The sequence below is a fragment of the Paenibacillus sp. F024 genome (assembly GCF_057814255.1).
In genome coordinates this window covers 187,044-210,840 of the sequence record NZ_JBVASZ010000004.1, presented here as the reverse complement: position 1 = coordinate 210,840, position 23,797 = coordinate 187,044, and the positions used below count along the sequence as shown (strand labels likewise).

Sequence of the window (23,797 nt, the reverse complement as noted above, 5' to 3'; positions counted from 1 at the left end):
CCATGGAATTCCAGCACGAAAGAGAATCATTAAACTTTGTGCCGCAAAGATTGGTTATCGCCGGATATACCAATAAAGACCAAGAAGCGGTCAAACACCATATTGAAGAATTAAAGGAATTGGGGATACCGGCTCCCCGGCAGGTTCCCATGATGTACGATCTGGCGCCGGAATTATTAAGCAATGCTGATGTGATCAGCGTTGTCGGCAACGACAGCAGCGGTGAGGCGGAAGTCGTTTTGCTGGATATCGATGGAACCTGGTATATCGGTATAGGCAGCGATCATACGGATCGTGTGCTTGAAGCCGTATCGATTCAAAAGTCAAAGCAAGTATGCGCCAAAATGATCTCCAAGCAGCTATGGACGTTTGATTCGATTGCCGAGCATTGGGACGAGATTGAACTGAACAGCTGGGTCCAAGCGGACGGAGAAGAAGTGCTGTACCAATCAGGAAAGCTAAGCGCCTTTTTGAATCCGATGGATTTGCTGGAAATTGTGAAGCAGCGAGGGTATAACAGCCCCGGAATTGCACTGTATTGTGGAACGCTTCCCCTGAAAACCGAAAAATTTTACTTTGGAGGTATTTTCAAGGCGGAACTTCATGATAAGATAAACAATAGAAAACTTACCATAAATTATGAAACCAAAATTCTAAAGGACTCAGAGGTGGACTAACATGGCAAAACCGGAACTGGAATTTATCGATTACACGAAATTTGAGCAAAAGCCTTTTACAAACGTAGAGGGGCTTAGTGAGCGAGTCATAGCGAAAGATCCGGAATCGGGTGTGGCAACACGTATTTTGATCTTCGAACCGGGCACGGATACCAGCCCGAACGGTGTGCAAATTCATGACTTTTGGGAAGAGCTTTATGTCATTGAAGGTTCTTTGATCGACCTGTCGCTCAATCAGGAGTTTACAGCGGGAATGGTAGCTTGCCGTCCTCCGGGCATGAAGCATGGCCCTTGGAAGTCTCCGAACGGATGTAAGACCTTTGAAGTGCGTTATTATGCCAAAGGCCAATAATTAAAAAGCATGACCGATCCATTTCCATGCTGGAATAAAAGAGAAGACGGTTATCATAAATAAAGCCGAAACCTTGTATGGAAATGGAGGGTCCTGCTGTCTCAAAAAGTAGCGAGCTGCGGATTCTATTCGGACTGGATCACCAGTCCTGAACATAGAACTATCTTACTGGAAAATCCATCTTTTCTAACTTGACGGGAGGGTCAAAACATGAAAAAAGTGATTAAAACGACAGCAATAGGGGTTATTATCGCATCGTTGCTCGCAGCTTGCGGAACCGGAGGCGGCGAGAGTACTGGGGGGGCTGCAGGCGGCACTTCCGGAGACAGTCAACAAAAGATGGTTTTGAAGTTCGCTAACATTACAAAATCAGGGAGCGGACTTGCCCGCACAGCAGAAAAAATCGGTGAAGAGCTGAATGCAAAAACGAACGGTAGAATTACGGTTGAACTGTACCCTGGCGGCCAATTGGGTAATGAAACCGATATGATGCAGCAATTAAACACCGGATCCCTGGATATGGCCATTATTACTACAGCCCAATTGAGCAGTTCTTCTCCTGCTTTTGGCGCATGGTTAATGCCTTTCCTGGTGAACGACCACAAGCAAGCATATGAATTGTGGACAAGCCCTGAGTCGATGGCATTATTCGATACGTTAACCAATGATAATGTAAAAGGGTTAGGTTATGCAAGCTCCGGTTTCCGGTATTTCTTGGCTACAAAGCCGGTTACAGGTATCAAGGACCTGGAGAATTTCAAGTTAAGAACAACTCCAAGCCCAACCATTCTTGACTTCTTGACTTCGATCAAAGTCAGCCCTACTCCAATGCCATTAACTGAAGTGTATACTGCATTGCAAACCGGCGTAATCAGCGGTGTGGATATCGATACCGAATCGATCATTTCCGAGAAATTAACGGAGATTGCTAAGAATATGACACCAAGTAAGCATTTGTATTGGGCGGGCGGCATTCTCATGAACAAGGACAAATGGAACGGCTTGTCCGACGAAGACAAGAAGCTGATTGAAGAAGCGGTTAGCGTAGCTATGAAAGACAACGTGGAGTATGTAGGAAAGAATGAAAATGATTTGATCACCAACGCAAGCTCGAAATTCGGTTTGACAACTCACCAATTGACGAACAAAGCGGAATTCGATCCATTCGTTAAAGCGGTTCAGGACAAATGGATTGCGAAATCGCCTGAAATTGGAAAGTTCCTGGAAAAAGCGGCACAAATCAAAAAGTAAGTAGGTGTCAATCTCATGGATAGCATAACAGGAGGCAAACCAAAACGTAACATCATATCCGTAGTGGCCGACTATCTAGATAAGTTCTTGGTTTGGGTCAGCATTATCCTGGGAGCCGGTCTTACTATTAACATGATCGTTGCCGTTGTGTTTCGTTACGTGTTAAGCAAGCCGATCTTTTGGGCGGATGAATTATCCTTGTTCTTGTTTTGTTGGCTTACTTTCCTGGGCGGTTGTTTGGCGGTTAAACGTTCAGACCTGGCGGCGGTCACCATTTTGTTTGACCGCCTGCCCGGTAAATTGAAATTCGCCGCCTCGATTTTTATTCAGCTCACGATTCTCTTTTTCTCCAGCATCATAGCTTATTATTCGTACAAGTGGGTGACAAGCCCGAGCGTGTTGAATCAGTTTTCGGCGACCATACCGGTGAAATTGTGGATTCTGTATCTGATTGTTCCCGTCAGCATGGTATGTATCAGCATTTTCTCAATCGACCACATCATTCGCTATTTGGTGACAGGGAAGGTTGAGCAAGGGGAGGAGACGAATCCATGACGTCGGCTATCGTCTTTTTCGGACTTATGTTTATCGGCGTACCTGTCGCCTTTGTTCTCGGGGTGGCCTCTGTCATCTATGTGATGACAACGGGGAATCTCGGATTATTGCTTTCCATGCCTTCCAAGATGTTTAACGGACTGCAAAATTTCGGTCTGGTTGCCATCCCCATGTTTGTATTGCTTGGAGAAATCATGAACTATGGAGGCATTACCAATCGATTGATCGATTTTGCGAAAGTCATCATCGGTCATTTCCGGGGCGGCTTGGCTTACGTTAACGTCTTTGCCAATATGATGATGGCGTCCATTGTAGGCTCCTCGAATGCGCAAACGGCGATTATGGGTAAATTTATGGTCCCGGCCATGGAAAAGGAAGGCTACAAAAGGGATTTCAGTGCGGCCTTAACCGCATCGGCTTCGATCATGGGTCCGCTGATTCCTCCGAGTATGCCGTTTATCATCTACGGCGTTACGGCAGGAGTTTCCATCGGCAAATTGTTTTTGGCCGGTATTATTCCCGGACTCTTATTCGGGATCGCCTACGGGATTACGATCTTCTTCATGGCCAAAAAGAAAAACTTTCCCAAGTCCGAACGGGCCAACGGTAAGGAAGCGTTAAGAGCAACCCTGAACGTGCTTCCCGCATTGGGAATTCCGCTGTTGATTATTGTAGGAATTACTTCCGGCGCATTTACAGCTACGGAATCGGCAGCAATGGCTGTATTCTTTGCGATTCTTGTCGGAGCGTTCGTCTATAAAGGATTGAAGTGGAGAGATTTGCCTTCCATTTTGCTCCGTACGGTCATCACATCTTCGACGGTATCTTTCCTGCTGGCAACTTCCAATATTTTCGGTTGGGTATTGAATTTCCAAAGAGTACCGCAAATGCTGACTGACGCCATCTTATCTCTTGCTGACAATGCTTTGATGTTCCTCCTGTTAGTGAACGTGCTTCTGCTGATCGTCGGTATGTTCTTGGAAGGTGTAGCGGGAATTATACTGCTTACGCCGATCCTTGTCCCGATTGCAGTCCAATTCGGAGTGGATCCGATTCACCTTGGGGCGATCATTGTTATTAACCTGACGCTTGGCTTGTTAACACCGCCCGTCGGTACGGTGCTGTTCATCGCATCGGCAATAACAAGGGTCAAGATCGAGCATCTTGTACGAAGTTTAATTCCTTTTCTGATTATTTCATTTGCTATCCTAATTATCATCACGTACATGCCTTGGACGACATTGACCATACCGAGCATGTTCGGCGCGAAGTAGCATAGATAAAGGGACGGAAGAAATGATCAAGCCCGCCGGCTCAACACCTGGCGGGCTTGATGGTTTTTCATCCCATCATTTTCCTGAATTCCTGGGTGAGCAGGGGAACGACCTCGAATAAATCCCCGACGATGCCGTAATCGGCTATTTTAAAAATAGGAGCTTCCGGATCTTTATTGATCGCAACGATGACGCGTGACTGGCTCATGCCGGCCAGATGCTGGATCGCTCCGCTGATGCCGCAGGCGATGTAAATTTCCGGCGTCACGACTTTGCCGGTTTGACCGATCTGCATGGCGTAATCGCAATATCCGGCGTCGCATGCGCCTCGTGATGCGCCGACGGCGCCGTTCAATACCTCCGCCAGCTCTTCGAGAGGCTTGAAGCCATCCGCCCCTTTGACCCCGCGACCGCCGGAAACGACAATTTTCGCCTCCGTTAAATCGACCTTTCCCGACGTTTTGAGGACAATGTCTTTCACCACGGATCTAAGGGATGGGGGAGGGGAGTAAGCGGTTCTCACGACGGGTGCAGGCTGTCCTCCAGAGATCTGGGCTGCGGGAAAATTGTTTGGCCTCACGGTTACAACCCATGGGAAATCCGTAAATACTTTTTTCTCAAAGGCTTTGCCTGCATATAAAGGCCGGGTGAACACAATCCCGTCTTCGGACCGTCCGGCCGCAGTGACATCCGACAGCTGGCCGGCCTGCAGTCTAGCGGCGATGGCCGGGGCAAGGTCACGCCCGACGGCCGTATGCCCAATGAACACGGCATCCGGACGGATCGTATCGAGAGCTCCGAAAAGCGCGGAGAGATAAGTCTCCGGATTATAATGCTGCAGGCTGTCATGTTCAATTAGGCATATTTCTGAATAGGGATAGGCAGCCAGTTCATCGGCCAAAGACCTCACGTTGCTTCCCAAGATAACGGCCGTGAGACGGTCTTCTTCACGGGAAACGGTTAACGCTGCATGAAGCGCCTCCAAGGTAACCTGACGCAGCTTACCGTCATGATGGTCCGCAATGATCGTAAACGTTCTTCTCATGAATGAACGCCCTCCTTCACCGGTCGTTTAAATGACCTTCGCTTGAGTGCGAAGCAGCTCTACAAGCTGGGCAGCCTGTTCGGTCGGTTCCCCCTGTAATAACTGTCCTGCCTGTCTTGCGGGCGGCAAAAACAGCTCGATTTGTGAAGTTTTAGGCTCGAGAGCTTCTGTACTTATCGTCAGATCATCGAGCGTCAGCCGCTGAAAGGATTTCTTTTTGGCCTTCATGATGCCGGGCAGGGAAGGATACCGCGGTTCGTTGAGACCCTGCTGGGCGGTGAACAGAGCCGGAAGCGAAACCTGAAGTACTTCCAAGTTACCTTCGGCGTCACGGTCTGCTATAACGGTCCCGGCAGAGGGCTCCAGCTTAATGACGGACGATACGTGGGGAATTTGCAGCAGCTCCGCCAAACGGACGGCCACCTGACCGGCGCCGTTATCGATGGAAAAGTAGCCTCCGAGGATTAAATCGTACGTTTTATCCGCGAAATAAGCGGCAAGCACGCCCGACAAGACATATTCATCCTGAGAAATGCGATTGTCGGAGATCAGGACGGCCTCATCGGCCCCCATGGCCAGAGCCGTCCTCAACGCCTCGGAAGAGCGTTCGGGTCCAACGGAGACGACAACCACACGCCCTCCGAACCGTTCCTTGATCCGGATCGCCTCTTCTACTGCATATTCATCGTAAGGATTCATGATGAATTTGACGCCTTCCTCCGAGACCTTTCCATAGGTAATAACGATCTTTTCCTCCGTATCCAGCGTTTGCTTCAGAATGACATACACATTCATCCGGATTTCCCCTTTCCAAGGTAAATGGCAGATGAAGCTTAAGGCTCAAGGGCCTTCAGGAAAAACTCGACGGTCGGATCGATCTGCTTGCTCAGCGAATATTTGCGCCCTGAGATCAGCCAGGAGGTAACGGCTTCGTCCATCGCTCCAAAGATCAGCAGGCGTGTTAATTTGACATCCAGTCCTTTGCGGAAGGTGCCTTCTTCCATCCCTTTGACCAGAACGGCTTCTATTAATTGAATATAGGGTTTGACCGCTTGACCTATAGCCTTGCGCAGCTCCAAGGAGCTCTGCCGCAGCTCGATTTGGGTAACGTAAGCGAGGTCCGTGTTTTGCTCCAGCTCGGTGTAATGAATCTCGCATATTTTGCGGAGTGCTTCATCCGCTGTAGACGTTGCTTCGACGCTTTCCTTAAACTTGCCTACCAGTTCCCCCAACCGTTCGCGAAAAAGAGACACAAGAATATCCTCTTTATTTTTGAAATATAAATAAATGGTTCCGTCGGCCACTCCGGCTTCGCGGGCAATTTTCGATACCTGCGCTCCATGGTAGCCGAGTTCGGCGAAGACTTTGACAGCCGCATCCAGAATCAAATCAAATTTATTTATTTTTTTACTTGTCATCCTCGCACCCCGGTGATAAGATTTAAATAAAAATGAATGAATACTCATTCATAATCTGAATCTGATTCCATCTTATGAAATCCGTTGGCCGTTGTCAATGGTTCCTAAACAAATTGAATAGCCGTATTTGTAAGGGGTTGCATTTCAGCCTTCGCGAAAGGATAGGTGCTCATGCTCTGGTTATGGATGCATTACCTGTTGTTCCTGCTGGTTGTGGGGTATGCCCTTTCTTTGTTCTACCTGGCCGTTTACCACCGGTATATGTCTCTGAAGCTCGGCCAGCCGGCCGATCGCCATTTAGACTGGGGGATGAGGGCAAAAGATCTTGTCTCCCAAGTGCTGGGACATCAAAAGCTGCTGAAGACCGCCGGGTATGCGTCCTACCGACGATACGCAGAGAAGCTGCAGCGGCTGAAAAAGATTGGAAGCCAAGTATCGTCCTTTTCTTCATTACCTTCCTCATGCTCTCTGTATTGTTTTCGCTCGGCTTCGAGCGCGTATGGTCCGGCAAAGAACCCCCCCCCGTCTCCTCTTTGATCGCTTCCTTGTTCGCGGGATTTTCCGCCGGTACAGCCAAAGTCATGTTTTTTGCAGCCTGCTGGGTGCACCTGCTGATCCTGCTCGCTTTCCTCGTCTATATTCCGCAATCCAAGCATTTTCATATGTTAACCGCACCGATCAATATATTCCTGCGCCGCAGAGAGCCGGCAGGGCGTCTGCGCAAGCTCGATCTGGAGAATGAAGAAGCTGAATCGTTCGGAGCAGGCCGAATTGAGGATTTCACCCGGAAGCAGATGCTCGATTTCTATGCTTGTGTGGAATGCGGCCGCTGCACGAATGTATGCCCCGCGCCGAATACCGGAAAAACGCTTTCGCCGATGCACCTGATTGTTAAGCTCCGCGATCACCTGACGGCCAAAGGAGCGGCCATCACCTCCAAATCGCCGTGGATGCCTGCGTTTGTATTTCCTGAAGGCGGCGCTTCGTGTCCATCCTGCAGTTCTGCAGCGGGATCCGCAGGGAATAACGGATATCGGTCCAACGCTGGCATGGCAGGAAGCAGCCTAGCGGCCAACAGAGAAAAAGCCGGAGGAGCTGGAGCTGATCGGGGATGTGATGACCGAAGAAGAAATTTGGTCATGCACGACCTGTCGAAACTGCGAGGAGCAATGCCCGGTGGGCAATGAGCATGTCGACAAAATCGTCGATCTCCGCCGTCATCTCGTTCTCATGCAGGGCAGTGTTCCGCTTGAAGGGCAGCGGGCCATGCAGAACATTGAACGGCAGGGCAATCCTTGGGGGCTTAGCCGCAGCGAACGAAGCCAATGGACCAAGGAGTTGGAGGGACTGTCCGTTCCGACTGTTAAAGAGAAGCCGGACTTTGACATCTTGTTTTTCGTCGGTTCCATGGGCTCCTATGATAACCGGCTGCGGAAGGTATCGCGGGCGTTGGTCCGTCTTCTGCATGAAGCGGGCGTTGGCTTTGCGATATTGGGCAATGAAGAGAAAAATTCCGGAGATACGCCGCGCCGCATGGGCAACGAATTTTTGTTCCAGCAGCTGTGTCTGGAAAATATCGAAACCTTCCAAAGATATAGCGTCCGCCAAATCGTTACCGCTTGTCCGCATACGTACAATACAATGAAAAATGAATATCCCGAATTCGGGATGGAGGGGGTGGAGGTGCTTCATCATACGCAGCTGCTTGACCGGCTGGTAAGGGAAGGCAGGCTGACGCCGAAATACGCCGTGAACAAACGGATTACCTACCACGATTCCTGTTATCTGGGGCGTTATAACAAGGTGTTCGAGCCGCCGCGCGAGCTTTTGCGGGCGATCAAGGGGGGGAGCGGGTCGAAATGGAGCGGTCACGGGACAACGGGATGTGCTGCGGCCCGGGCGGCGGAATGATGTGGATGGAGGAAACATCCGGTAAGCGCGTCAACGCGGCGCGTGTGGAGCAGGCGCTCGTCACAAGCCCGACGATCATCAGCAGTGCATGTCCTTATTGCCTGACAATGATGGAAGACGGGACGAAGCTGAAGAATATGGAGGATCGGGTGAAGGCGCAGGATATTGCGGAAATTTTGGAGCAAGAGGTATTCGGTCATGCCAATGCCCAGGAACAATAACAAGTACAGGAGGTATGAGGCACATGACAGCCACCATCAACAAAGCCGCTGTGATCGGCTCCGGCGTAATGGGTGCGAGTATTGCCGCCCATCTCGCCAATGCGGGCATTCCCAGCCTGCTGCTCGACATCGTACCGACAGATTTGACGCCGGATGAAGAAGCTAAAGGATGGACGTTGGAGCACCCGGCAGTCCGCAACCGTCTGGCGGCAAACGCGCTTTCCAGACTGACAAAGCTCAAACCGCCGCCGCTGTATGACGAGGCCTTCCTCGGGCGGATTACGCCGGGCAATGTGGAGGACGACCTGGGCAAAATCCGGGAGGTTGATTGGGTCATCGAGGTTGTAGTGGAAAACCTTCAGGTCAAGCAGGAGCTGCTCGCCAAGATCGAAAGCCATTGGAAGCCGGGAATCATCGTAAGCTCCAATACGTCAGGCATTTCCATCCATGAGATGACGGACGGTCGTGGCGAGGCATTCAAACGTCATGTTCTCGGTACGCACTTTTTTAACCCTCCACGCTATATGAAGCTGCTCGAAATCATTCCGGGTGAAACGACCGATCCGGAAATCGTGGCTCGAATGGCCGATTTTTGCGGAAAAAGGCTTGGAAAGGGCGTTGTGATAGCTAAAGATACGCCGAATTTTATCGCCAACCGGATCGGCACTTACGGCCTGCTGGTTACCTTGCAAACCATGCTGGACAAAGGCTATACCGTTGACGAAGCCGACGCGGTAACGGGACCGGCCATGGGCAGGCCCAAAAGCGCTACCTTCCGGACGCTGGATCTTGTCGGACTGGACACCTTCTTACATGTGGCGAATAACGTTTATGAAAAGCTGGACGGCGGTTCAGAAAAACAAGCTTTTGAGGTGCCGCAGATGCTTAAGGATATGGTATCCCGCGGATGGATCGGAGAAAAGTCCGGCCAAGGCTTCTATAAGAAGGTCAAGGGAGAGCACGGCAGTGAAATCCTGACCCTCGATTTGAACACGATGGGTTATGACAAAAGTAATAAGCCGGCATCGGCCTCGCTTGAGGCAGCCAAAGCGGCAAAGGGAGCCAAGGAAAAAATCAAAGCGCTGCTTGGCGCCAAGGATCGCTACTCGGCGTTGGCATGGGAGATTCTGAAAAAAACGCTGCTTTATTCGGCGGATAAAGTCGGAGAAATCGCCGACTCCATTCCGGATATCGACAAGGCGATGAAGTGGGGCTTCAATTGGGGGCTGGGGCCGTTTGAAACGTGGGATGCGATGGGGTTAGTCCAATCCGTTGAGCAAATGGAGAAAGAGGGCGAGAGCATACCGGCATGGGTCAAGGAATGGATTGCATCCGGGAACGAGTCGTTTTATCAGCATACACAAGGGACGGTCTCCTACGCATACAAAGGGCAGTACAAGAAAGTAGACCAGCCAGTTGAAAACATCTCGCTGCGCAGCTTGAAGGAGCAGAACAAGGTCATCCGCGCAAACAGCGGCGCCAGCTTGATCGATGTGGGCGACGGTGTAGCATGTCTGGAATTTCATTCACCGAACAATGCGATCGGCGCCGATATCCTGCTCATGATTCAGCAGAGCGTAGAAGAGGTGCGCAAAAATTACGAAGCTTTGATTATCGCGAACCATGGGCGTAACTTCTGCGTCGGCGCTAATCTCATGCTGCTTCTGATGGAAGCGCAGGACGAGGAATGGGATGAAATCGACAGTATTATCCGAATGTTCCAGAATACGATGCTGCAGTTGAAGTATTTGGAGAAGCCCGTTGTTGCCGCACCTCACCATATGACATTGGGAGGCGGCGTGGAGGCTTGTCTGCCGGCTGACGAGGTATGCGCATACACGGAGACCTATTACGGCCTGGTGGAAACAGGAGTCGGATTGATTCCCGCAGGCGGAGGCTGCAAGGAGCTAACGCTGCGGCTAAGCCGGGCGAACCCGAATCCGGAGGTCGATTTGCAGCCTCACATGAATGAGCTTTTCATGAATATCGGCACGGCCAAGGTATCGGCCAGCGCCCACGATGCCCGAAAAATTGGTTACCTTCGTTCATCGGACAGGGTCGTCGCCAACCAGGAGCACTTGATTTATGAAGCCAAGCAGTCCGCGCTCCGGCTCGTCCGGGAGGGATACGTACCGCTGTCGCAAGAAAGCATCCGGGTAGTCGGTGCAGACGGAAAGGCGGTATTGCAGCTCGGCGCATATTCCATGCGGCAAAGCGGGTATATCAGCGACCATGATTTGCTGATCGCCGGCAAGCTGGCCCATGTGCTTGCCGGCGGAGACGTGCCTGCCGGAACGATGGTGACAGAGCAATACATGCTGGATCTGGAGCGTGAGGCGTTCCTCAGCCTGTGCGGCGAACCGAAAACGCAGCAGCGTATGCAGTATATGCTTTCCAAAGGCAAGCCGCTGCGCAACTGATCGAATCGGAGAGAGGTGAATGCTCATGAGAGAAGCCGTCATTGTATCGGCTGTCCGCACGCCGGTGGGGCGGGCCAAAAAGGGCAGCTTGGCCCATACCCGCGCGGAGGATTTGGGGAAAACAGCGCTTCAAGCTGTCGTTGACCGGGCGCCCGGCATGAAGAAGGAGGACGTAGAGGACATCATCATCGGATGCGCGATGCCGGAAGGGGAGCAGGGATTGAACTTTGCCCGCATCATGTCGCTGTACGCCGGGTTCCCGTCGACGGTACCGGCCCTGACGATCAACCGGTTTTGCTCGTCAGGCCTGCAGTCGATCGCCTTTGCGGCGGAGCGTATTATTGCGGGCGGCGCCGATATCATCATCGCCGGCGGCGTGGAAAGCATGAGCCACGTGCCGATGACCGGCTTCAAGCTGGCGCCGCATCCGAGGCTCATGCAGGAGATGCCGCAAGTCTATATCGGCATGGGCCACACGGCGGAGAATGTGGCCGAGCGTTTCGGCATTTCCCGCGAGGACCAGGACCGGTTTGCGATGTCGAGCCACCGCAAAGCGGCTAATGCTCTTGAATCGGGCGCCTTCAAAGAAGAGATCGTTCCGGTGCATACGTCGCTCAGAGGCTTTGGCGATAACGGCAAGCCTTGGGAGAAGCCGATTGTTCTGGATAGGGACGAAGGGGTTCGTGCCGACACTACGCTTGAGGGTCTGGCCAAGCTCAAGCCCGCGTTCAAGGCGGGCGGCTCCGTTACCGCGGGAAACGCCTCGCAGATGAGCGACGGTGCGGCGGCGGTGCTCGTGATGAGCAGGGAGAAAGCGGAGGAGCTGGGACTCACACCGCTGGCCGCCTTCCGGTCGTTCGCCCTGGCGGGAGTGGACCCTGAAATCATGGGCGTCGGACCGGTAGAAGCCATTCCCAAGGTGCTTAAGCGCGCGGGTCTTGGACTGGAGGATATTCGTCTGTTTGAAATTAACGAAGCGTTTGCCTCCCAATGTCTGCATATTATTCGGGAGCTTAAGCTGGATGAGAGCCTGGTGAATGTGAACGGCGGAGCGATTGCGCTCGGTCATCCGCTCGGCTGCACGGGCACCAAGCTGACGACCGGCCTGATCTATGAGCTTCGCCGCCGTGGAGGGGGTTATGGGGTGGTATCGATGTGCATCGGCGGCGGCATGGGGGCGGCCGGTGTGTTTGAGGTATACCCGGAATAACGGTATGAAAACATATGCGACGGAGGAGAGAGGGATATGGCAGACAAAGTGATTGGCGGAAGTTTTGTCATTGACGATCCGGACTTTCAGTCCGTTGTCACACCGGATGATTTGACGGAGGAGCAGCGGATGATTGCGGAGATGACCGCAGATTTCGTGGAAGGCGAAGTGCTGCCGGTCGATGAGGAAATCGAAAAGCTGAACTACGATTTGACCTTAAAGCTGCTGAAGACGTCAGGAGAGCTGGGGCTTCTCGGGGCGGATGTGCCGGAAGCGCTGGGCGGACTCGGACTCGATAAGGTCAGCACCACGCTGATCAACGAGCGGTTATCCAAGGCTTCTTCCTTTGCTCTGTCCGTCGGTGCCCATGTAGGTATCGGAACTCTTCCGATCGTCTATTTCGGCACGCCGGAGCAGAAAAAGAAATATTTGCCCGATCTGGCCAGCGGCGGGCTTATTGCCGCCTATTGCCTGACAGAGCCGTCATCGGGCTCGGACGCGCTTGGCGCGAAAACGACGGCGCGTCTTTCGGAGGACGGCCGCCACTATGTACTTAACGGGACGAAGCAGTTCATTACCAACGCGGGCTTCGCCGATCTTTTCATTGTCTATGCCAAAGTGGACGGAAAGGACTTCAGTACCTTCATCGTCGAACGGACAATGGAAGGGGTAAGTATCGGTCCGGAGGAAAAGAAAATGGGCATCAAGGGCTCCTCAACCTGCCCGCTTATCCTTGAAGAGGTAAAGGTTCCTGTGGAAAACCTGCTTTGGGAAGTAGGCAAAGGCCATCTCATTGCCTTTAATATCTTGAACATCGGCCGTTTCAAGCTGGCCGCGGGCTGTCTGGGCGCCTCCAAGGATACGATTGAACTATCGGCCAAATATGCCAATGCCCGCAAGCAATTCGGCAAGCCGATCTCCTCCTTTCCGCTGATCGGCAAGAAGCTGGCCGAAATGAATGTGCGTACCTATGTGCTCGAAAGCATGGTATACCGTACGGCCGGCTTGATGGATGCGGTGCTGAACGATATCGACCACGGAAGTCCGGAAGCGGGAGTCCAGTCCGCCAAGGCGATTGCTGAGTATGCGCTGGAATATTCCATCAATAAGGTGTTCGGTTCGGAAACGCTCCAGTTCGCAGCGGATGAAGGCGTGCAGATTCACGGCGGCTACGGATTTATCCGGGAATACAAAATTGAACGCATTTACCGTGATTCGCGGATTAACCGCATCTTTGAAGGAACGAATGAAATCAATCGCCTGCTCATTCCCGGTACGCTGCTAAAACGAGCCATGAAGGGTGAACTGCCGCTTATGCAAAAAGCGCAGGCGCTTCAGTCGGAGCTGCTGCAGCTTGTTCCAGGACAACAATTTGACGGTACGCTGGACGAAGAAACGCATCTGGTTTCCATGGCCAAAAAGATATTTCTCATGACTGGAGGCGCCGCTGTACAGAAGTTTCAAATGCAGCTTGAGCAGGAGCAGGAAGTACTCAGTCATCTGGCCGACATGATGATTCAAATCTATGCTATGGAAAGTGCGCTCCTTCGCACCCGGCAGAGGATCGCCAAGCAGGGTGAGGACAAATCGGCATGCGCTATAGATATGACCCGGGTTTTCGTTCCAGAAGCGTTCGAGAAGGTAGAATCGCTTGCCAAGGAAACGCTTTCGGCTGTAGAGACGGGAGACGTGCTGCGTACGCAGCTCTCTATCTTAAAGAAGCTGAGCCGTCGTACGCCGGTCAATACGGTGAAGCTAAAGCGGCAAATCGCCGCCCGAGTGATCGAGTCGGAATCTTTCGTGTGCTAATCCGATGTCATACCAAAGGGGTGATCGGTCGTGACACAAAAACCGTGGTTGCTTCATTATCCGGAAGAAGTACCTCCGACTTACACGTATCCCAAACAAAATCTGGCTGACTTTCTGGTTCAGTCTGCAGTCAGGTTTCCGCATCATACGGCGCTGCATTTTATGGGTAAAGAAATGAATTACGCCGATCTGCTTGAAGCCTCATACCGGTTTGCCCATTCGCTTCGCAAGCTGGGTGCGGTCAAGGGGGATCGGGTGGCGATCATGCTGCCCAACTGCCCTCAATTGGTGATAGCGTACTACGGAGCATTGCAGGCAGGAGCAGTGGTGGTGATGACCAACCCGTTGTATATGCAGCGGGAGCTTGAGCATCAGTTGAAGGATTCAGGCGCCGTCTATCTGGTTACCCTCGATTTGCTGTTCCGGAAAGCGAAAAGTACAGTACCTGGTACGGCAGTTCGTCATATTATCGTGACTTCGATTAAGGATTACCTTCCTTTTCCGAAAAATTTGCTTTATCCGCTGAAAGCCAAAAAGGATGGTTTGAACCGCGAGGTCCAGTTTGGGGAGGGAGTCCACGCTTTCTTGAGGCTGATGCACCATGCAGCCAGCACGCCCGTTCATACGGAGGTCGATGCGGTAAACGATATCGCCCTGCTGCAGTACACCGGCGGCACGACGGGGCTGTCCAAGGGCGTGATGCTGACTCACTATAACGTCATTGCCAATACGGTTCAAACCGGCTTGTGGGCTTACAAAAGCATCCCCGGCAAAGAGCGCTATTTGGCACCCCTTCCTTTTTTTCATGTGTTCGGTCTGACGGTACTGATGAACCAGGCGATGATGCTGGGCGGATGCTTGATACTGCTTCCCAAATTTGAGGTGAACCAGATTCTTTCGCTGATTCACAAGCTGAGACCGACGGTTTTTCCCGGTGCGCCGACGATGTATATTGCGCTGATCAGCCATCCGGACGTAAGCAAATACAATCTGTCCTCGATCCGAATGTGCATCAGCGGGGCGGCGCCCCTTCCTCTTGAGGTGCAGGAACGGTTTGAAAAAATAACAGGCGGGCGGCTTATTGAAGGCTATGGATTGACGGAAGCATCCCCTGTTACACATGCCAATCCTATTTGGGCCAAACGGAAGCTGGGCTCGATCGGCATCCCTTTTCCCGATACGGAGGCCAAGGTGGTTCATCCGGCAACGGGAGAGGAGCTTCCGGCAGGCGAGATTGGGGAACTTGCGGTCCGCGGTCCTCAGGTCATGAAGGGCTATTGGAACAACCCGGAGGAAACAAGCCGTGTACTGAAGGAAGGTTGGCTGCATACAGGGGATATGGCGCGGATGGACGAAGAAGGGTATTATTATATTATGGACCGGATGAAGGATATGATCATTGCCGGCGGGTTCAATATCTTTCCGCGGGAAGTCGAGGAAGTGCTGTTCGAGCATCCGGGCGTAGAGGAAGCCGCCGTCTTGGGCATGCCGGACCCCTACCGGGGTGAAACGGTAAAAGCTTATATTGTCCTAAAGGAAGGGATATCCTTGGAAGTAAAGGAGCTTGAACAGTGGTGCAGGGAGCGTCTTGCCGCCTACAAGGTCCCTCATCTATATGAGTTTCGTCGTGAGCTTCCCAAAACATTGGCAGGCAAAGTACTTCGCAGAAAACTGATCGAGGAAAATATGCAGCAGCAGGAACGGAAGCTGAAATAGAAGTCCGTTCCTTTCGGAGCATGAATGGAGAGAATACTGTGGATATGGAACAATTGAAAAAAAATGTAGAGCGCATGCTGGAGGAGGCGCAGAATACCTTTTGGGGCTATTTGGGGTGCGAGTTGGTTGAGTTCGATGAAAATAAGGCTGTCGTATCGCTGGATGTGAAGGAGCATCATCTGAATTTCATCGGCCTGCTTCACGGAGGCGTGCATACGACTCTGCTGGATACCGCGATGGGAATTGCGGCGATGGCCGCCCGGCCGGGCTATAATGTAGTGACCTCCGGTCTGAATATGCATTTTACCGCGCCGGCAGGCAAAGGCAAAGTGACAGCTGTGGCGGAAGTCGTTCATATGTCAGCCAGAACGATTACTACCCGGGGGACCTTAACGAACGAAAACAACACCCTGTGCTCGATGGCGACCGCGTCCTTTCGGGTCATCGACCAAAAATGAAATGGCGGCTCCCGGGTTGAAGGGGCAAAATAATATTATAGTATGGATAATAGACCGGGTCATTCCAGTGAACGGTCTATTTCTTTTGCTGCTGAAGCGGGAGCAGTACAATCTGTAGGGCTGATCGCCTAGCCATATAATAAATTTAGGAATTATGAAGGAAATATGTAGATGCGTGTCGAATACTTATGAGATTTGCCCCAAAATCAACTAGTAAAAACTGGAGGGTTATCAGAATGAAAAAAGCATCACTCTTCGCACTCACTGCGGTGCTCTTCGTAACCACTGCGCTTGCAGGCTGTGGAAGCAAGGAAACGGCACCGGGCAACGCGGCCGAACCCGCAAAAACGCAAACGGAGGTGGTCTCGGTTGAAATCGGTATGCTCAAGCTGGCTAGTTCCGCACCGTTATTTATCGGGATTGAGAAAGGGTTCTTCCAAGAGGAAAATATCGATGCGAAGGCCAAGTGGTTCGATGCGGCGCAGCCGATTGCTGTAGCCACTGCGGGCGGCAGCGTGGATGTAGGCGCAACCGGGATCACCGCAAGCTTGTACAACATGGTGGCCGGCGGCCAAAAGCTCGTTATTGTTGCAGACAAAGGCAGAGAGCAAAAGGGCTATTCTTCTACAGCCTTGATGGTTCCATCGGATTCTCCGGTCAAAGCGATCGAGGAATTGAAAGGCAAGAAAATCGGAATTACCCAAACCGGATCTACTTACCATTACATGGCTGGACGTCTGCTTGAAAAGCATGGATTGACACTTAACGATGTTCAATTCGTGCCCCTGAACAGCATTAAGGGCCTGATGGAATCGCTCAAGAGCAAGCAGGTCGATGCAGTTATGCTCAATGAGCCCAACATCACCGCTGTTGTGAAGGAAGGTTACGGTAAGGTCGTAGCTCAGGTAGGCGATGAAATCGAGTATCAAACGTCCGGTATTTTCTTCTCTCCTAAGCTTGCAGGCAACCAGGACGCGGCTGTTCGTTTTATGAAGGCCTATGCCAAAGCTACACGCTACTACTATGATGCGGTGCTGGTCAAAAAGGACGGCCAGCTGGTACCTGGAGCCAATTACGATGAAGTGGTTAAAATCGTCGCCAAATATACGGATCAACCGGAAGAGATCGTAAAGCAAGGACTTCCTTATATCGACCGTGACGGGAAGCTTTTGGCAGAAGACATCAAGACCCAGGTGGACTGGTATGCCAAAGAGAAGCTGATCGAAAAAGCGATTGATACCAAAGAGATTGTAAATACGGCTCTACTGGACGAAGCTCTCAGCAAACTGGGGAATTAATGCTATGAGAATCGTAGTGGACAACGTGGAGAAACGGTTTATCGACTCGAAGAAACGAGAGGTTACCGCTCTTAGAAACATAAACTTTACGATAGAAGAACAAGAGTTTGTGGTACTGGTCGGTCCAAGCGGCTGCGGGAAGTCCACACTTCTCAATATTGTCGGCGGCTTGCTGTCTCCTTCCGAAGGAGAGGTTTATTTTGAGGGGCTATCCTCGGCTAAACCTCCCCGGCTCGGCATCGTTTTTCAAGAAATCGCGCTCTTTCCGTGGAGGACGGTCTATGAGAATGTGGTGTTCGGACTGGAAGAGCAGGGTGCAAGCAAGCAGGAGCAGCAGGAAAAAGGCAAGTATTATATTGATATGGTCGGGCTTACGGGATTTGAATCGGCTTATCCCAAGCAGCTATCCGGCGGGATGCGCCAACGGGCGGGCATTGCCCGGGCGCTTGCCGTCGAGCCGGATTTACTGCTGATGGATGAACCGTTCTCGGCGTTAGACGCCCAGACGCGTACATTGATGCAGGAAGAGCTGCTCTCGATCTGGAATCGTACCCGATTAAGCACTTTATATGTCACGCACAATATACAAGAGGCGGTATATTTGGCCGACCGGGTAATTGTGCTTTCCCGTCATCCGGGTCAAATCAAAGAAGTGATTCATATCGATCTACCCAAGACGGGAAGAGATCAAGAAGAACATCGCGTCGCCTTCGAGAGGTATGCGAATGAAATCTGGCAGCTGATCCGGCATGATGCACAGGAAGCGCTGAAGGAGGGTTAGGCATGAGTCAAGCATCGAGAGAATCGTTACCCGAAACACCGGCCCATGCTTCGGCGCAAGGACAGCAGAAACATGTCATCCGTAACCGAGTGTCCTTCCTGGAGCAAAAAATTCCGGTTTATGCCTCCGTACTTGGGATTGTCGGCCTCCTGCTTCTGTGGGAAACCATATGCCGTCTGGGGCTTGTGCCTCCGTTGTTCCTGCCGGCTCCGTCGTTGATTTTATCGGCCGGCTGGGAGATGCTGTCCAGCGGCGAGCTGCATGAGAACATCCTGGCCAGCTTGTCCCGGATTATCATCGGGTACGGTATTGGCGCCGTGTGCGGCATTATGATCGGTCTTATTCTGGGCTTCTCACGCTGGGCGGACGCGGTATTGTCTCCCGTCGTGTATTCCATTTATCCGATTCCGAAAATCGCTTTGCTGCCCTTGATTATTTTATGGCTCGGAATTGGGGAAGCGCCGAAGTTTACCATGATTGCCCTTGGCGTATTTTTCCCTGTGGTCATCAATACATTCTCGGGGGTAAAGAACGTAGATCCGATTTGGATCAAAGCTGCGGTTACTTTTGGCTCCAGCCATTTGAACGTTATCCGGAAGGTTATTCTTCCAGGGGCTTTGCCGATGATCTTCGCCGGGCTTAAGCTTGCGGCCGGTACATCCCTGCTGCTTTTGGTATCGGCTGAAATGATCGCGGCTCAACAAGGGATCGGTTCCATGATTCTGCATTACGGGAATCTGATGATTACGACCAAGCTCATGGTCGGGGTGCTGATCCTGTCTTTGCTGGGCCTTCTCTTCAACCGTGGACTTCAGTGGCTTGAAAGCAAGCTGCTGCCGTGGAAATAATTGAACATCGAATTGAACGCTCAATAAGCACTCATCGGGAGATTCGTCTCACCGGTGAGTGCTTTTTCTGTTCTTGTTAGGGTTCCATTCAAATGGCAACTTTTAAGCTTTGCCCCTGAAGCTGCTCACAGGAATCGCATATGCCGGATACTTCAAGATAGGTGCTTTCCGCCCGGAATCCGTCTCCGAATTCGACCAAAGCCGGAACGGCCGCCGTAAAGTCTTGGATTTTACCGCAATGAACGCAATATAAATGATGATGAGGCTCCGTATTCGTATCGTATCGCAGAACATCTCCATGATGAATATGAAAATCCTTCAGCAGCCCCAACGCTTTTAACGTACGGAGATTTTTGTAGATGGTCGTGATGCTTACATATTTGGGATGGTCGGTGTAGATCGATTCGAACAATTCCTCAGCCGTAGGGTGGGATAGCTTCAAATATAAATGCTCCAAAATGAGCTGCCGCTGTGTAGTCATGCGAATATTAGCCGCCTGTAATTGACGGATGGCATCGTTAATGGTGGTATTCATAGCGCCCTCCTTCATAGTTATAATTAGACTTAATTTAACTATTAATTTAATTTTATCATCGTCTTACCCCCCGATCATGATTACTAGATGAAGGTGAGATGAAGAATAAATGAAGAGGAAGGTGCTGAGGTCGGTTAATCGGTCATTTGTTTTTCGACATGGTTTCTTATTTCTATTGAAATTTATAATGATTATAATATAATAACTAATAAAATTTGTTTAGCGTTGGGGTGCTGTCTGATGAATATATATGATTTTACAGTTGAAAAAACCAATGGTGAAAATGTGCCTTTGTCAATTTATAAAGGAAAAGCGTTATTAATCGTAAATACAGCAAGTAAGTGTAAATTCACGCCGCAATTTGTTGATTTGCAAAAGCTGTATGATCAATATCGCGAGCATGGATTTGAAATTCTGGGCTTTCCTTGTAACCAATTCGGCGAACAGGAGCCGGGAAGCAATGAAGAAGCAGCCTCTTTCTGCCAGATCAATTACGGGGTGAAGTTTCCTGTATTCGCCAAAGTTGAAGTGAACGGCATGGAGGCGAGCCCGATGTTCGACTATTTAAAGAAGGAAGCTCCCTTTCAAGGGTTTGACGAATCGAAGATCCAGGCTAAACTGCTCAAAATGATGATCAGCGAAAAAAATCCGGAGTGGCTGGTCGGTGATTCAATTAAGTGGAATTTTACCAAGTTCCTGGTGAGTCAAGAAGGAGAAATTTTGCGAAGGTATGAGCCTTCGGAGGAACCGACAGATTTTGCAGACGATATTGCGAAGCTTGTTCAGTGTTATCATAAGCGTTAGGAACTTTTTCACCATCATTTTTTTCAAGCATAGAATAATCGACTAATTTCCCGGGAAATGCATACTTTTCCATTTTCCATCATGGATGTCGAATATGCGATTTTTCTTTTCACTGGGAAATATAGTGGTTTTTCAAATCAGCAGGAATGGGTATAAGTTTTTACGTATGCCTAGAAAAAATGCAGGCGATGTTGACATTTTGTAAAAATATTTTAAGCTTATTTTAATAATCGTAATTTATCCTATCAATAAATAAGCAAAATTGATATGTAGGGACGGTGTTAGGGATGAAAGTGTTCGTCACGATCCACAACAAACAGATCCCCGTTTTCGCCGACAATTTGAATAAGAAAACATTAAAACTGCTGAAGACGGCGCTGGACAATAAGTTGGAAACAGGAAGACATGCTTTGAAAAAATGTCTTCAAACGCTGATTAGTATTGAAGTGGTAGGCTGCGAAGCGATCCTTCATTCGATCAACGAGAGAGATTCATTGGCACTCTCACTTTATTAATATAAGAGTCATTTCAAAAGGGTCCTTTGCTTTGTGCGAGGGATCTTTTTGATTATCCTCACCGAAAGGACGGTTCATCCCAAACTCTTCTTTCAAAGGCCGGTTTCTAGCTGCGGTTAAAAGGGTAAATACATATATGTTTCCTCTTAATTTTATCCTGAGTGAGGTGAGGCCTTATGTCGTATTCGAATATTTTGGTTGCATACGATGGTTCCAAGGAATCGGAAAAGGCGATGGCAGCGGCCATTCAATTGACCATTGTTATGCCGAATGCCAAACTTGAGGTCATCCACGTGTTTAATTTACCGGTTGTTATTTTTGGGGAAGCGATGGTCAGCCCTCCGGCGGATTCAAACCGAATAGAATATGAACATGCTGAAGCGATCTTGGAAAAGGCAAAGCAAGCGGTGTCCGGTCTGGGGCGAGGGGAAGCCATTTTGAAGCAGGGCATCCCGGCCAAAACCATCGTAAGCCATGCACATGACAATAACTGCGATTTAATCGTCATCGGGAGCAGGGGGTTAAGCGCAATCGGAGAATTTATGCTGGGCAGCGTCAGCAGCCATGTCTTGAAGCATGCCAAGATTCCCGTGCTGGTAGTGAAATAATCGAAGTTGGACTTAGGACAGGATGCCGTAATGGGCTCCTGTTTTTTCATTTTATTCGTTTAGCATCAAAATTTTATCCGAAGGATGATTTTTTCTTTGGTAATAGAAGGATAAACCGACCAGCAGCTAGAATGTTATTCTTAACAATCCCAGCAGTTGGAAAAAATGCAGGAGGCTTGGAATGGCTAGCGACAATTTTTGGGATCACCCCTTGTTTCTCCTTAGTTTCCATCATTCCCCGTCAGGTATGGCGCTGACAGCCGCTTCCGGTCGTATTATGGCAGCCAATAAAGCGCTCCACCAAATTTTGGGTTTTCCTGAATCTGAATTGGTTGGACGAATGCTGACTGACCTAGGCCACCGCGATAATTTGGCTAGCTTGGGTACATTTTGGCAGGAACTGGTTTTGATGCCAAGTGAAAACGCAGTCCAACAGGTGGAATTATATTGGCGTCACAGGGAAGGATATGTGATGGCTTTAACGATGACCGCCTCCAAATATGAAAGGCAGGAAGCGGGGACGGAGGCTTATTTTATTGTACATTTGGCCAAATCCGAGGGTTACTTCAACACTGATCGTAAATGCCGGGAAGATGAAGCTGCATTCGGATCAATACCGAATCCCCCTGTACAAAAACTAAATTGTCAACAGCTTTACGAGCTGTTTGCGGTCCATTCGCAAGATATCATTTCTTATTGTGATCCGGACGGCGTAATCCTTTATACCTCCCCTGCTGTATACCGCCAATTGGGATACCATCAGGAAGAGCTGATCGGAAAACCTTCCGTTGAATTGATTCATCCGGAGGATCTGCACCAGAAACGAAGCGCTTGTGAAAAGGTTTGCGCGGATGAATGTATACATATATGCAGAATATTACATAAAAAAGGATATTACATTTACTTCGAATACTCTGTTAAAAAAATAAGAGATGAAAACGGCCGGGTATGCAATTTTTTGATCGTCGGACGGGATATCACACTAAGAAAAGAAGCTGAGGAAGCACTGCAAAAGAGTGAGGAGAAGTACAAGAGGCTTATTGAAGAAATGCCGGAAGCGCTCCTCATTCAACAAGAGGGCAGATGGGTCTGTGTGAACGAAATGGCGGTCAGGCTGTTGGGAGCCGCGAACAGGAGCGAGCTGCTGAACAAGCCGGTCATTGATTTCATTGATCCCGACGTGCTTCAAGCGGCATCCGGCTTGAGTGAAACGATAGGCACCGGTGAGTTTGTTCCGACCTTCAAAGGGAAGTTTATTACCATACAAGGAGAGCCTGTCGATGTGGAGTTCTCGGCTGTTCCCGCCTGGTATGAGAATCATAATGCTGTCCGGATTATTGCAAAAGACATTAGTGAGGCCCGCAAGGCGCAGGAGCTGCTGCAAAATTCGGAGAAGCTTTCGCTTGTCGGGCAGCTGGCTGCGGGAATTGCCCACGAAATCCGCAATCCATTGACCGCCGTCAAAGGATTTATCCAGCTTCTGAGATCGGGAGTAGCCGATAAGGAGCAGTATTATGACATCATTTCATCGGAAATTAACCGGATCGAACAAATATTGGGCGAAATGCTGGTCCTGGCCAAGCCTCAAGCGGTTCAATACATACCGGTAGACATTCCTCGATTGCTGACCCATGTCACGACTTTGATTGAATCGCAAGCGCTGATGAACAGTATTGAAATCGAAAAGGTATGCGAAGAGGGTCTCCCTTGCATTGATGGCGATGAGAACCAACTCAAGCAGGTATTTATCAATGTGATGAAAAATGCGGTAGAGGCCATGCCGCAGGGCGGTAAGCTTACGGTTCGGGCAAATAAGCCGGCAGAGGACCGGATTGTCGTAAGAGTGATGGATCAAGGCAGCGGTATACCGGCAGATCAATTGCACCGGATCGGCCATCCGTTCTTTACGACCAAGGAGCACGGTACCGGGCTTGGGATGATGGTCAGCTTCCAAATCATCGAAAGGCACGGCGGCCATGTATCCATTTCGAGCGAGGTCGGACAAGGCACAACGATCGAAATCGTATTGCCCGTGTCTGCTGTCAAAGGCAGCTTACCATAGAAGAGAAATATAAACGGCGGATCGGGGCT

Annotated in this window: 21 protein-coding genes and 1 pseudogene; 18 read left to right on the top strand and 4 right to left on the bottom strand. The window is 50.4% G+C overall.

Features of this window, described 5'->3' with window-relative positions; all coding sequences use genetic code 11:
* Nucleotides 1-2: 2 nt before the first annotated feature.
* From ACZYR9_RS07295 to ACZYR9_RS07275, 5 genes are all read left to right on the top strand, one after another.
* Nucleotides 3-677: a DUF2848 family protein gene (locus ACZYR9_RS07295; RefSeq protein WP_488977797.1), complete on the top strand. Its 675-nt coding sequence runs from the start codon at nucleotides 3-5 to the stop codon at nucleotides 675-677.
* Nucleotide 678: 1 nt separating this feature from the next.
* Nucleotides 679-1,029 (top strand): cupin domain-containing protein, encoded by a 351-nt coding sequence (locus tag ACZYR9_RS07290; RefSeq protein ID WP_488977796.1) that lies wholly within the window; start codon nucleotides 679-681, stop codon nucleotides 1,027-1,029.
* 210 nt (nucleotides 1,030-1,239) lie between these two features.
* The gene (locus ACZYR9_RS07285) at nucleotides 1,240-2,280 is read left to right on the top strand and encodes a TRAP transporter substrate-binding protein (RefSeq protein WP_488977795.1); all 1,041 of its coding nucleotides are present in this window, start codon (nucleotides 1,240-1,242) and stop codon (nucleotides 2,278-2,280) included.
* 15 nt (nucleotides 2,281-2,295) lie between these two features.
* Complete coding sequence (locus ACZYR9_RS07280; RefSeq protein WP_488977794.1) at nucleotides 2,296-2,835, top strand: TRAP transporter small permease; 540 nt, start codon at nucleotides 2,296-2,298, stop codon at nucleotides 2,833-2,835.
* A complete protein-coding gene (locus ACZYR9_RS07275; RefSeq protein WP_488977793.1) occupies nucleotides 2,832-4,109 on the top strand; it encodes a TRAP transporter large permease in 1,278 nt (425 codons plus the stop codon). Before ACZYR9_RS07280 ends, ACZYR9_RS07275 begins: the two co-directional genes overlap by 4 nt.
* A 67-nt stretch (nucleotides 4,110-4,176) precedes the next feature.
* On the opposite strand, the gene ACZYR9_RS07270 is transcribed toward ACZYR9_RS07275, so the two are convergent.
* From ACZYR9_RS07270 to fadR, 3 genes are read right to left on the bottom strand one after another with little or no spacing between them, the layout of a single operon-like run.
* A complete protein-coding gene (locus ACZYR9_RS07270) occupies nucleotides 4,177-5,154 on the bottom strand; it encodes an electron transfer flavoprotein subunit alpha/FixB family protein (protein WP_488977792.1) in 978 nt (325 codons plus the stop codon).
* Nucleotides 5,155-5,181: 27 nt separating this feature from the next.
* Nucleotides 5,182-5,949: an electron transfer flavoprotein subunit beta/FixA family protein gene (locus ACZYR9_RS07265; protein ID WP_488977791.1), complete on the bottom strand. Its 768-nt coding sequence runs from the start codon at nucleotides 5,947-5,949 to the stop codon at nucleotides 5,182-5,184.
* 38 nt (nucleotides 5,950-5,987) lie between these two features.
* Nucleotides 5,988-6,572, bottom strand: a complete 585-nt coding sequence (fadR, locus tag ACZYR9_RS07260) for a fatty acid metabolism transcriptional regulator FadR (RefSeq protein ID WP_488977790.1) — start codon at nucleotides 6,570-6,572, stop codon at nucleotides 5,988-5,990.
* Nucleotides 6,573-6,743: 171 nt separating this feature from the next.
* Between fadR and ACZYR9_RS07255 the strand changes: the two are divergent.
* From ACZYR9_RS07255 to ACZYR9_RS07215, 9 genes and pseudogenes are all read left to right on the top strand, one after another.
* A pseudogene (locus tag ACZYR9_RS07255) lies at nucleotides 6,744-8,704 on the top strand (heterodisulfide reductase-related iron-sulfur binding cluster).
* Between the two features lie 23 nt (nucleotides 8,705-8,727).
* The gene (locus ACZYR9_RS07250) at nucleotides 8,728-11,124 is read left to right on the top strand and encodes a 3-hydroxyacyl-CoA dehydrogenase/enoyl-CoA hydratase family protein (protein ID WP_488977789.1); all 2,397 of its coding nucleotides are present in this window, start codon (nucleotides 8,728-8,730) and stop codon (nucleotides 11,122-11,124) included.
* A gap of 25 nt (nucleotides 11,125-11,149) precedes the next feature.
* Entirely contained in the window at nucleotides 11,150-12,334 is a 1,185-nt protein-coding gene (locus tag ACZYR9_RS07245; RefSeq protein WP_488977788.1) for an acetyl-CoA C-acyltransferase, read from the top strand.
* Nucleotides 12,335-12,370: 36 nt separating this feature from the next.
* Nucleotides 12,371-14,143 carry an acyl-CoA dehydrogenase FadE gene (locus tag ACZYR9_RS07240; RefSeq protein ID WP_488977787.1) on the top strand — a complete coding sequence of 591 codons (1,773 nt, stop codon included), beginning with the start codon at nucleotides 12,371-12,373 and terminating at the stop codon, nucleotides 14,141-14,143.
* Between the two features lie 30 nt (nucleotides 14,144-14,173).
* On the top strand, nucleotides 14,174-15,859 hold the full coding sequence (locus tag ACZYR9_RS07235; protein ID WP_488977786.1) for a long-chain-fatty-acid--CoA ligase: 1,686 nt from the start codon (nucleotides 14,174-14,176) through the stop codon (nucleotides 15,857-15,859).
* Between the two features lie 44 nt (nucleotides 15,860-15,903).
* A complete protein-coding gene (locus tag ACZYR9_RS07230; protein ID WP_488977812.1) occupies nucleotides 15,904-16,317 on the top strand; it encodes a PaaI family thioesterase in 414 nt (137 codons plus the stop codon).
* 236 nt (nucleotides 16,318-16,553) lie between these two features.
* On the top strand, nucleotides 16,554-17,615 hold the full coding sequence (locus tag ACZYR9_RS07225; protein WP_488977785.1) for an ABC transporter substrate-binding protein: 1,062 nt from the start codon (nucleotides 16,554-16,556) through the stop codon (nucleotides 17,613-17,615).
* Between the two features lie 4 nt (nucleotides 17,616-17,619).
* Nucleotides 17,620-18,396, top strand: a complete 777-nt coding sequence (locus ACZYR9_RS07220; protein WP_488977784.1) for an ABC transporter ATP-binding protein — start codon at nucleotides 17,620-17,622, stop codon at nucleotides 18,394-18,396.
* Nucleotides 18,397-18,398: 2 nt separating this feature from the next.
* Complete coding sequence (locus tag ACZYR9_RS07215; RefSeq protein ID WP_488977783.1) at nucleotides 18,399-19,244, top strand: ABC transporter permease; 846 nt, start codon at nucleotides 18,399-18,401, stop codon at nucleotides 19,242-19,244.
* Nucleotides 19,245-19,332: 88 nt separating this feature from the next.
* On the opposite strand, the gene ACZYR9_RS07210 is transcribed toward ACZYR9_RS07215, so the two are convergent.
* The gene (locus ACZYR9_RS07210) at nucleotides 19,333-19,779 is read right to left on the bottom strand and encodes a Fur family transcriptional regulator (protein WP_488977782.1); all 447 of its coding nucleotides are present in this window, start codon (nucleotides 19,777-19,779) and stop codon (nucleotides 19,333-19,335) included.
* Between the two features lie 240 nt (nucleotides 19,780-20,019).
* Between ACZYR9_RS07210 and ACZYR9_RS07205 the strand changes: the two genes are divergently transcribed.
* The 4 genes from ACZYR9_RS07205 (at nucleotide 20,020) to ACZYR9_RS07190 (ending at nucleotide 23,768) form a co-directional block, all read left to right on the top strand.
* Nucleotides 20,020-20,583 carry a glutathione peroxidase gene (locus ACZYR9_RS07205; RefSeq protein ID WP_488977781.1) on the top strand — a complete coding sequence of 188 codons (564 nt, stop codon included), beginning with the start codon at nucleotides 20,020-20,022 and terminating at the stop codon, nucleotides 20,581-20,583.
* A 287-nt stretch (nucleotides 20,584-20,870) separates the two neighbouring features.
* Nucleotides 20,871-21,098, top strand: coding sequence for a 3-dehydroquinate dehydratase (locus ACZYR9_RS07200; protein WP_488977780.1), 228 nt, complete (start codon nucleotides 20,871-20,873; stop codon nucleotides 21,096-21,098).
* A gap of 176 nt (nucleotides 21,099-21,274) precedes the next feature.
* Nucleotides 21,275-21,706: a universal stress protein gene (locus ACZYR9_RS07195; protein WP_488977779.1), complete on the top strand. Its 432-nt coding sequence runs from the start codon at nucleotides 21,275-21,277 to the stop codon at nucleotides 21,704-21,706.
* A 181-nt stretch (nucleotides 21,707-21,887) separates the two neighbouring features.
* Nucleotides 21,888-23,768, top strand: coding sequence for a PAS domain S-box protein (locus tag ACZYR9_RS07190; RefSeq protein ID WP_488977778.1), 1,881 nt, complete (start codon nucleotides 21,888-21,890; stop codon nucleotides 23,766-23,768).
* The last annotated feature ends 29 nt before the right edge of the window (nucleotides 23,769-23,797 follow it).

Excerpts from the sequence above, each read along its gene's own strand:
- ACZYR9_RS07295 (WP_488977797.1), top strand. The coding sequence starts at position 3 with ATGGAATTCCAGCACGAAAGAGAATCATTAAACTTTGTGCCGCAAAGA.
- ACZYR9_RS07290 (WP_488977796.1), top strand. The coding sequence starts at position 679 with ATGGCAAAACCGGAACTGGAATTTATCGATTACACGAAATTTGAGCAA.
- ACZYR9_RS07285 (WP_488977795.1), top strand. The coding sequence starts at position 1,240 with ATGAAAAAAGTGATTAAAACGACAGCAATAGGGGTTATTATCGCATCG.
- ACZYR9_RS07280 (WP_488977794.1), top strand. The coding sequence starts at position 2,296 with ATGGATAGCATAACAGGAGGCAAACCAAAACGTAACATCATATCCGTA.
- ACZYR9_RS07275 (WP_488977793.1), top strand. The coding sequence starts at position 2,832 with ATGACGTCGGCTATCGTCTTTTTCGGACTTATGTTTATCGGCGTACCT.
- ACZYR9_RS07270 (WP_488977792.1), bottom strand. The coding sequence starts at position 5,154 with ATGAGAAGAACGTTTACGATCATTGCGGACCATCATGACGGTAAGCTG.
- ACZYR9_RS07265 (WP_488977791.1), bottom strand. The coding sequence starts at position 5,949 with ATGAATGTGTATGTCATTCTGAAGCAAACGCTGGATACGGAGGAAAAG.
- fadR (WP_488977790.1), bottom strand. The coding sequence starts at position 6,572 with ATGACAAGTAAAAAAATAAATAAATTTGATTTGATTCTGGATGCGGCT.
- ACZYR9_RS07250 (WP_488977789.1), top strand. The coding sequence starts at position 8,728 with ATGACAGCCACCATCAACAAAGCCGCTGTGATCGGCTCCGGCGTAATG.
- ACZYR9_RS07245 (WP_488977788.1), top strand. The coding sequence starts at position 11,150 with ATGAGAGAAGCCGTCATTGTATCGGCTGTCCGCACGCCGGTGGGGCGG.
- ACZYR9_RS07240 (WP_488977787.1), top strand. The coding sequence starts at position 12,371 with ATGGCAGACAAAGTGATTGGCGGAAGTTTTGTCATTGACGATCCGGAC.
- ACZYR9_RS07230 (WP_488977812.1), top strand. The coding sequence starts at position 15,904 with ATGGAACAATTGAAAAAAAATGTAGAGCGCATGCTGGAGGAGGCGCAG.
- ACZYR9_RS07225 (WP_488977785.1), top strand. The coding sequence starts at position 16,554 with ATGAAAAAAGCATCACTCTTCGCACTCACTGCGGTGCTCTTCGTAACC.
- ACZYR9_RS07220 (WP_488977784.1), top strand. The coding sequence starts at position 17,620 with ATGAGAATCGTAGTGGACAACGTGGAGAAACGGTTTATCGACTCGAAG.
- ACZYR9_RS07215 (WP_488977783.1), top strand. The coding sequence starts at position 18,399 with ATGAGTCAAGCATCGAGAGAATCGTTACCCGAAACACCGGCCCATGCT.
- ACZYR9_RS07210 (WP_488977782.1), bottom strand. The coding sequence starts at position 19,779 with ATGAATACCACCATTAACGATGCCATCCGTCAATTACAGGCGGCTAAT.
- ACZYR9_RS07205 (WP_488977781.1), top strand. The coding sequence starts at position 20,020 with ATGAATATATATGATTTTACAGTTGAAAAAACCAATGGTGAAAATGTG.
- ACZYR9_RS07200 (WP_488977780.1), top strand. The coding sequence starts at position 20,871 with ATGAAAGTGTTCGTCACGATCCACAACAAACAGATCCCCGTTTTCGCC.
- ACZYR9_RS07195 (WP_488977779.1), top strand. The coding sequence starts at position 21,275 with ATGTCGTATTCGAATATTTTGGTTGCATACGATGGTTCCAAGGAATCG.
- ACZYR9_RS07190 (WP_488977778.1), top strand. The coding sequence starts at position 21,888 with ATGGCTAGCGACAATTTTTGGGATCACCCCTTGTTTCTCCTTAGTTTC.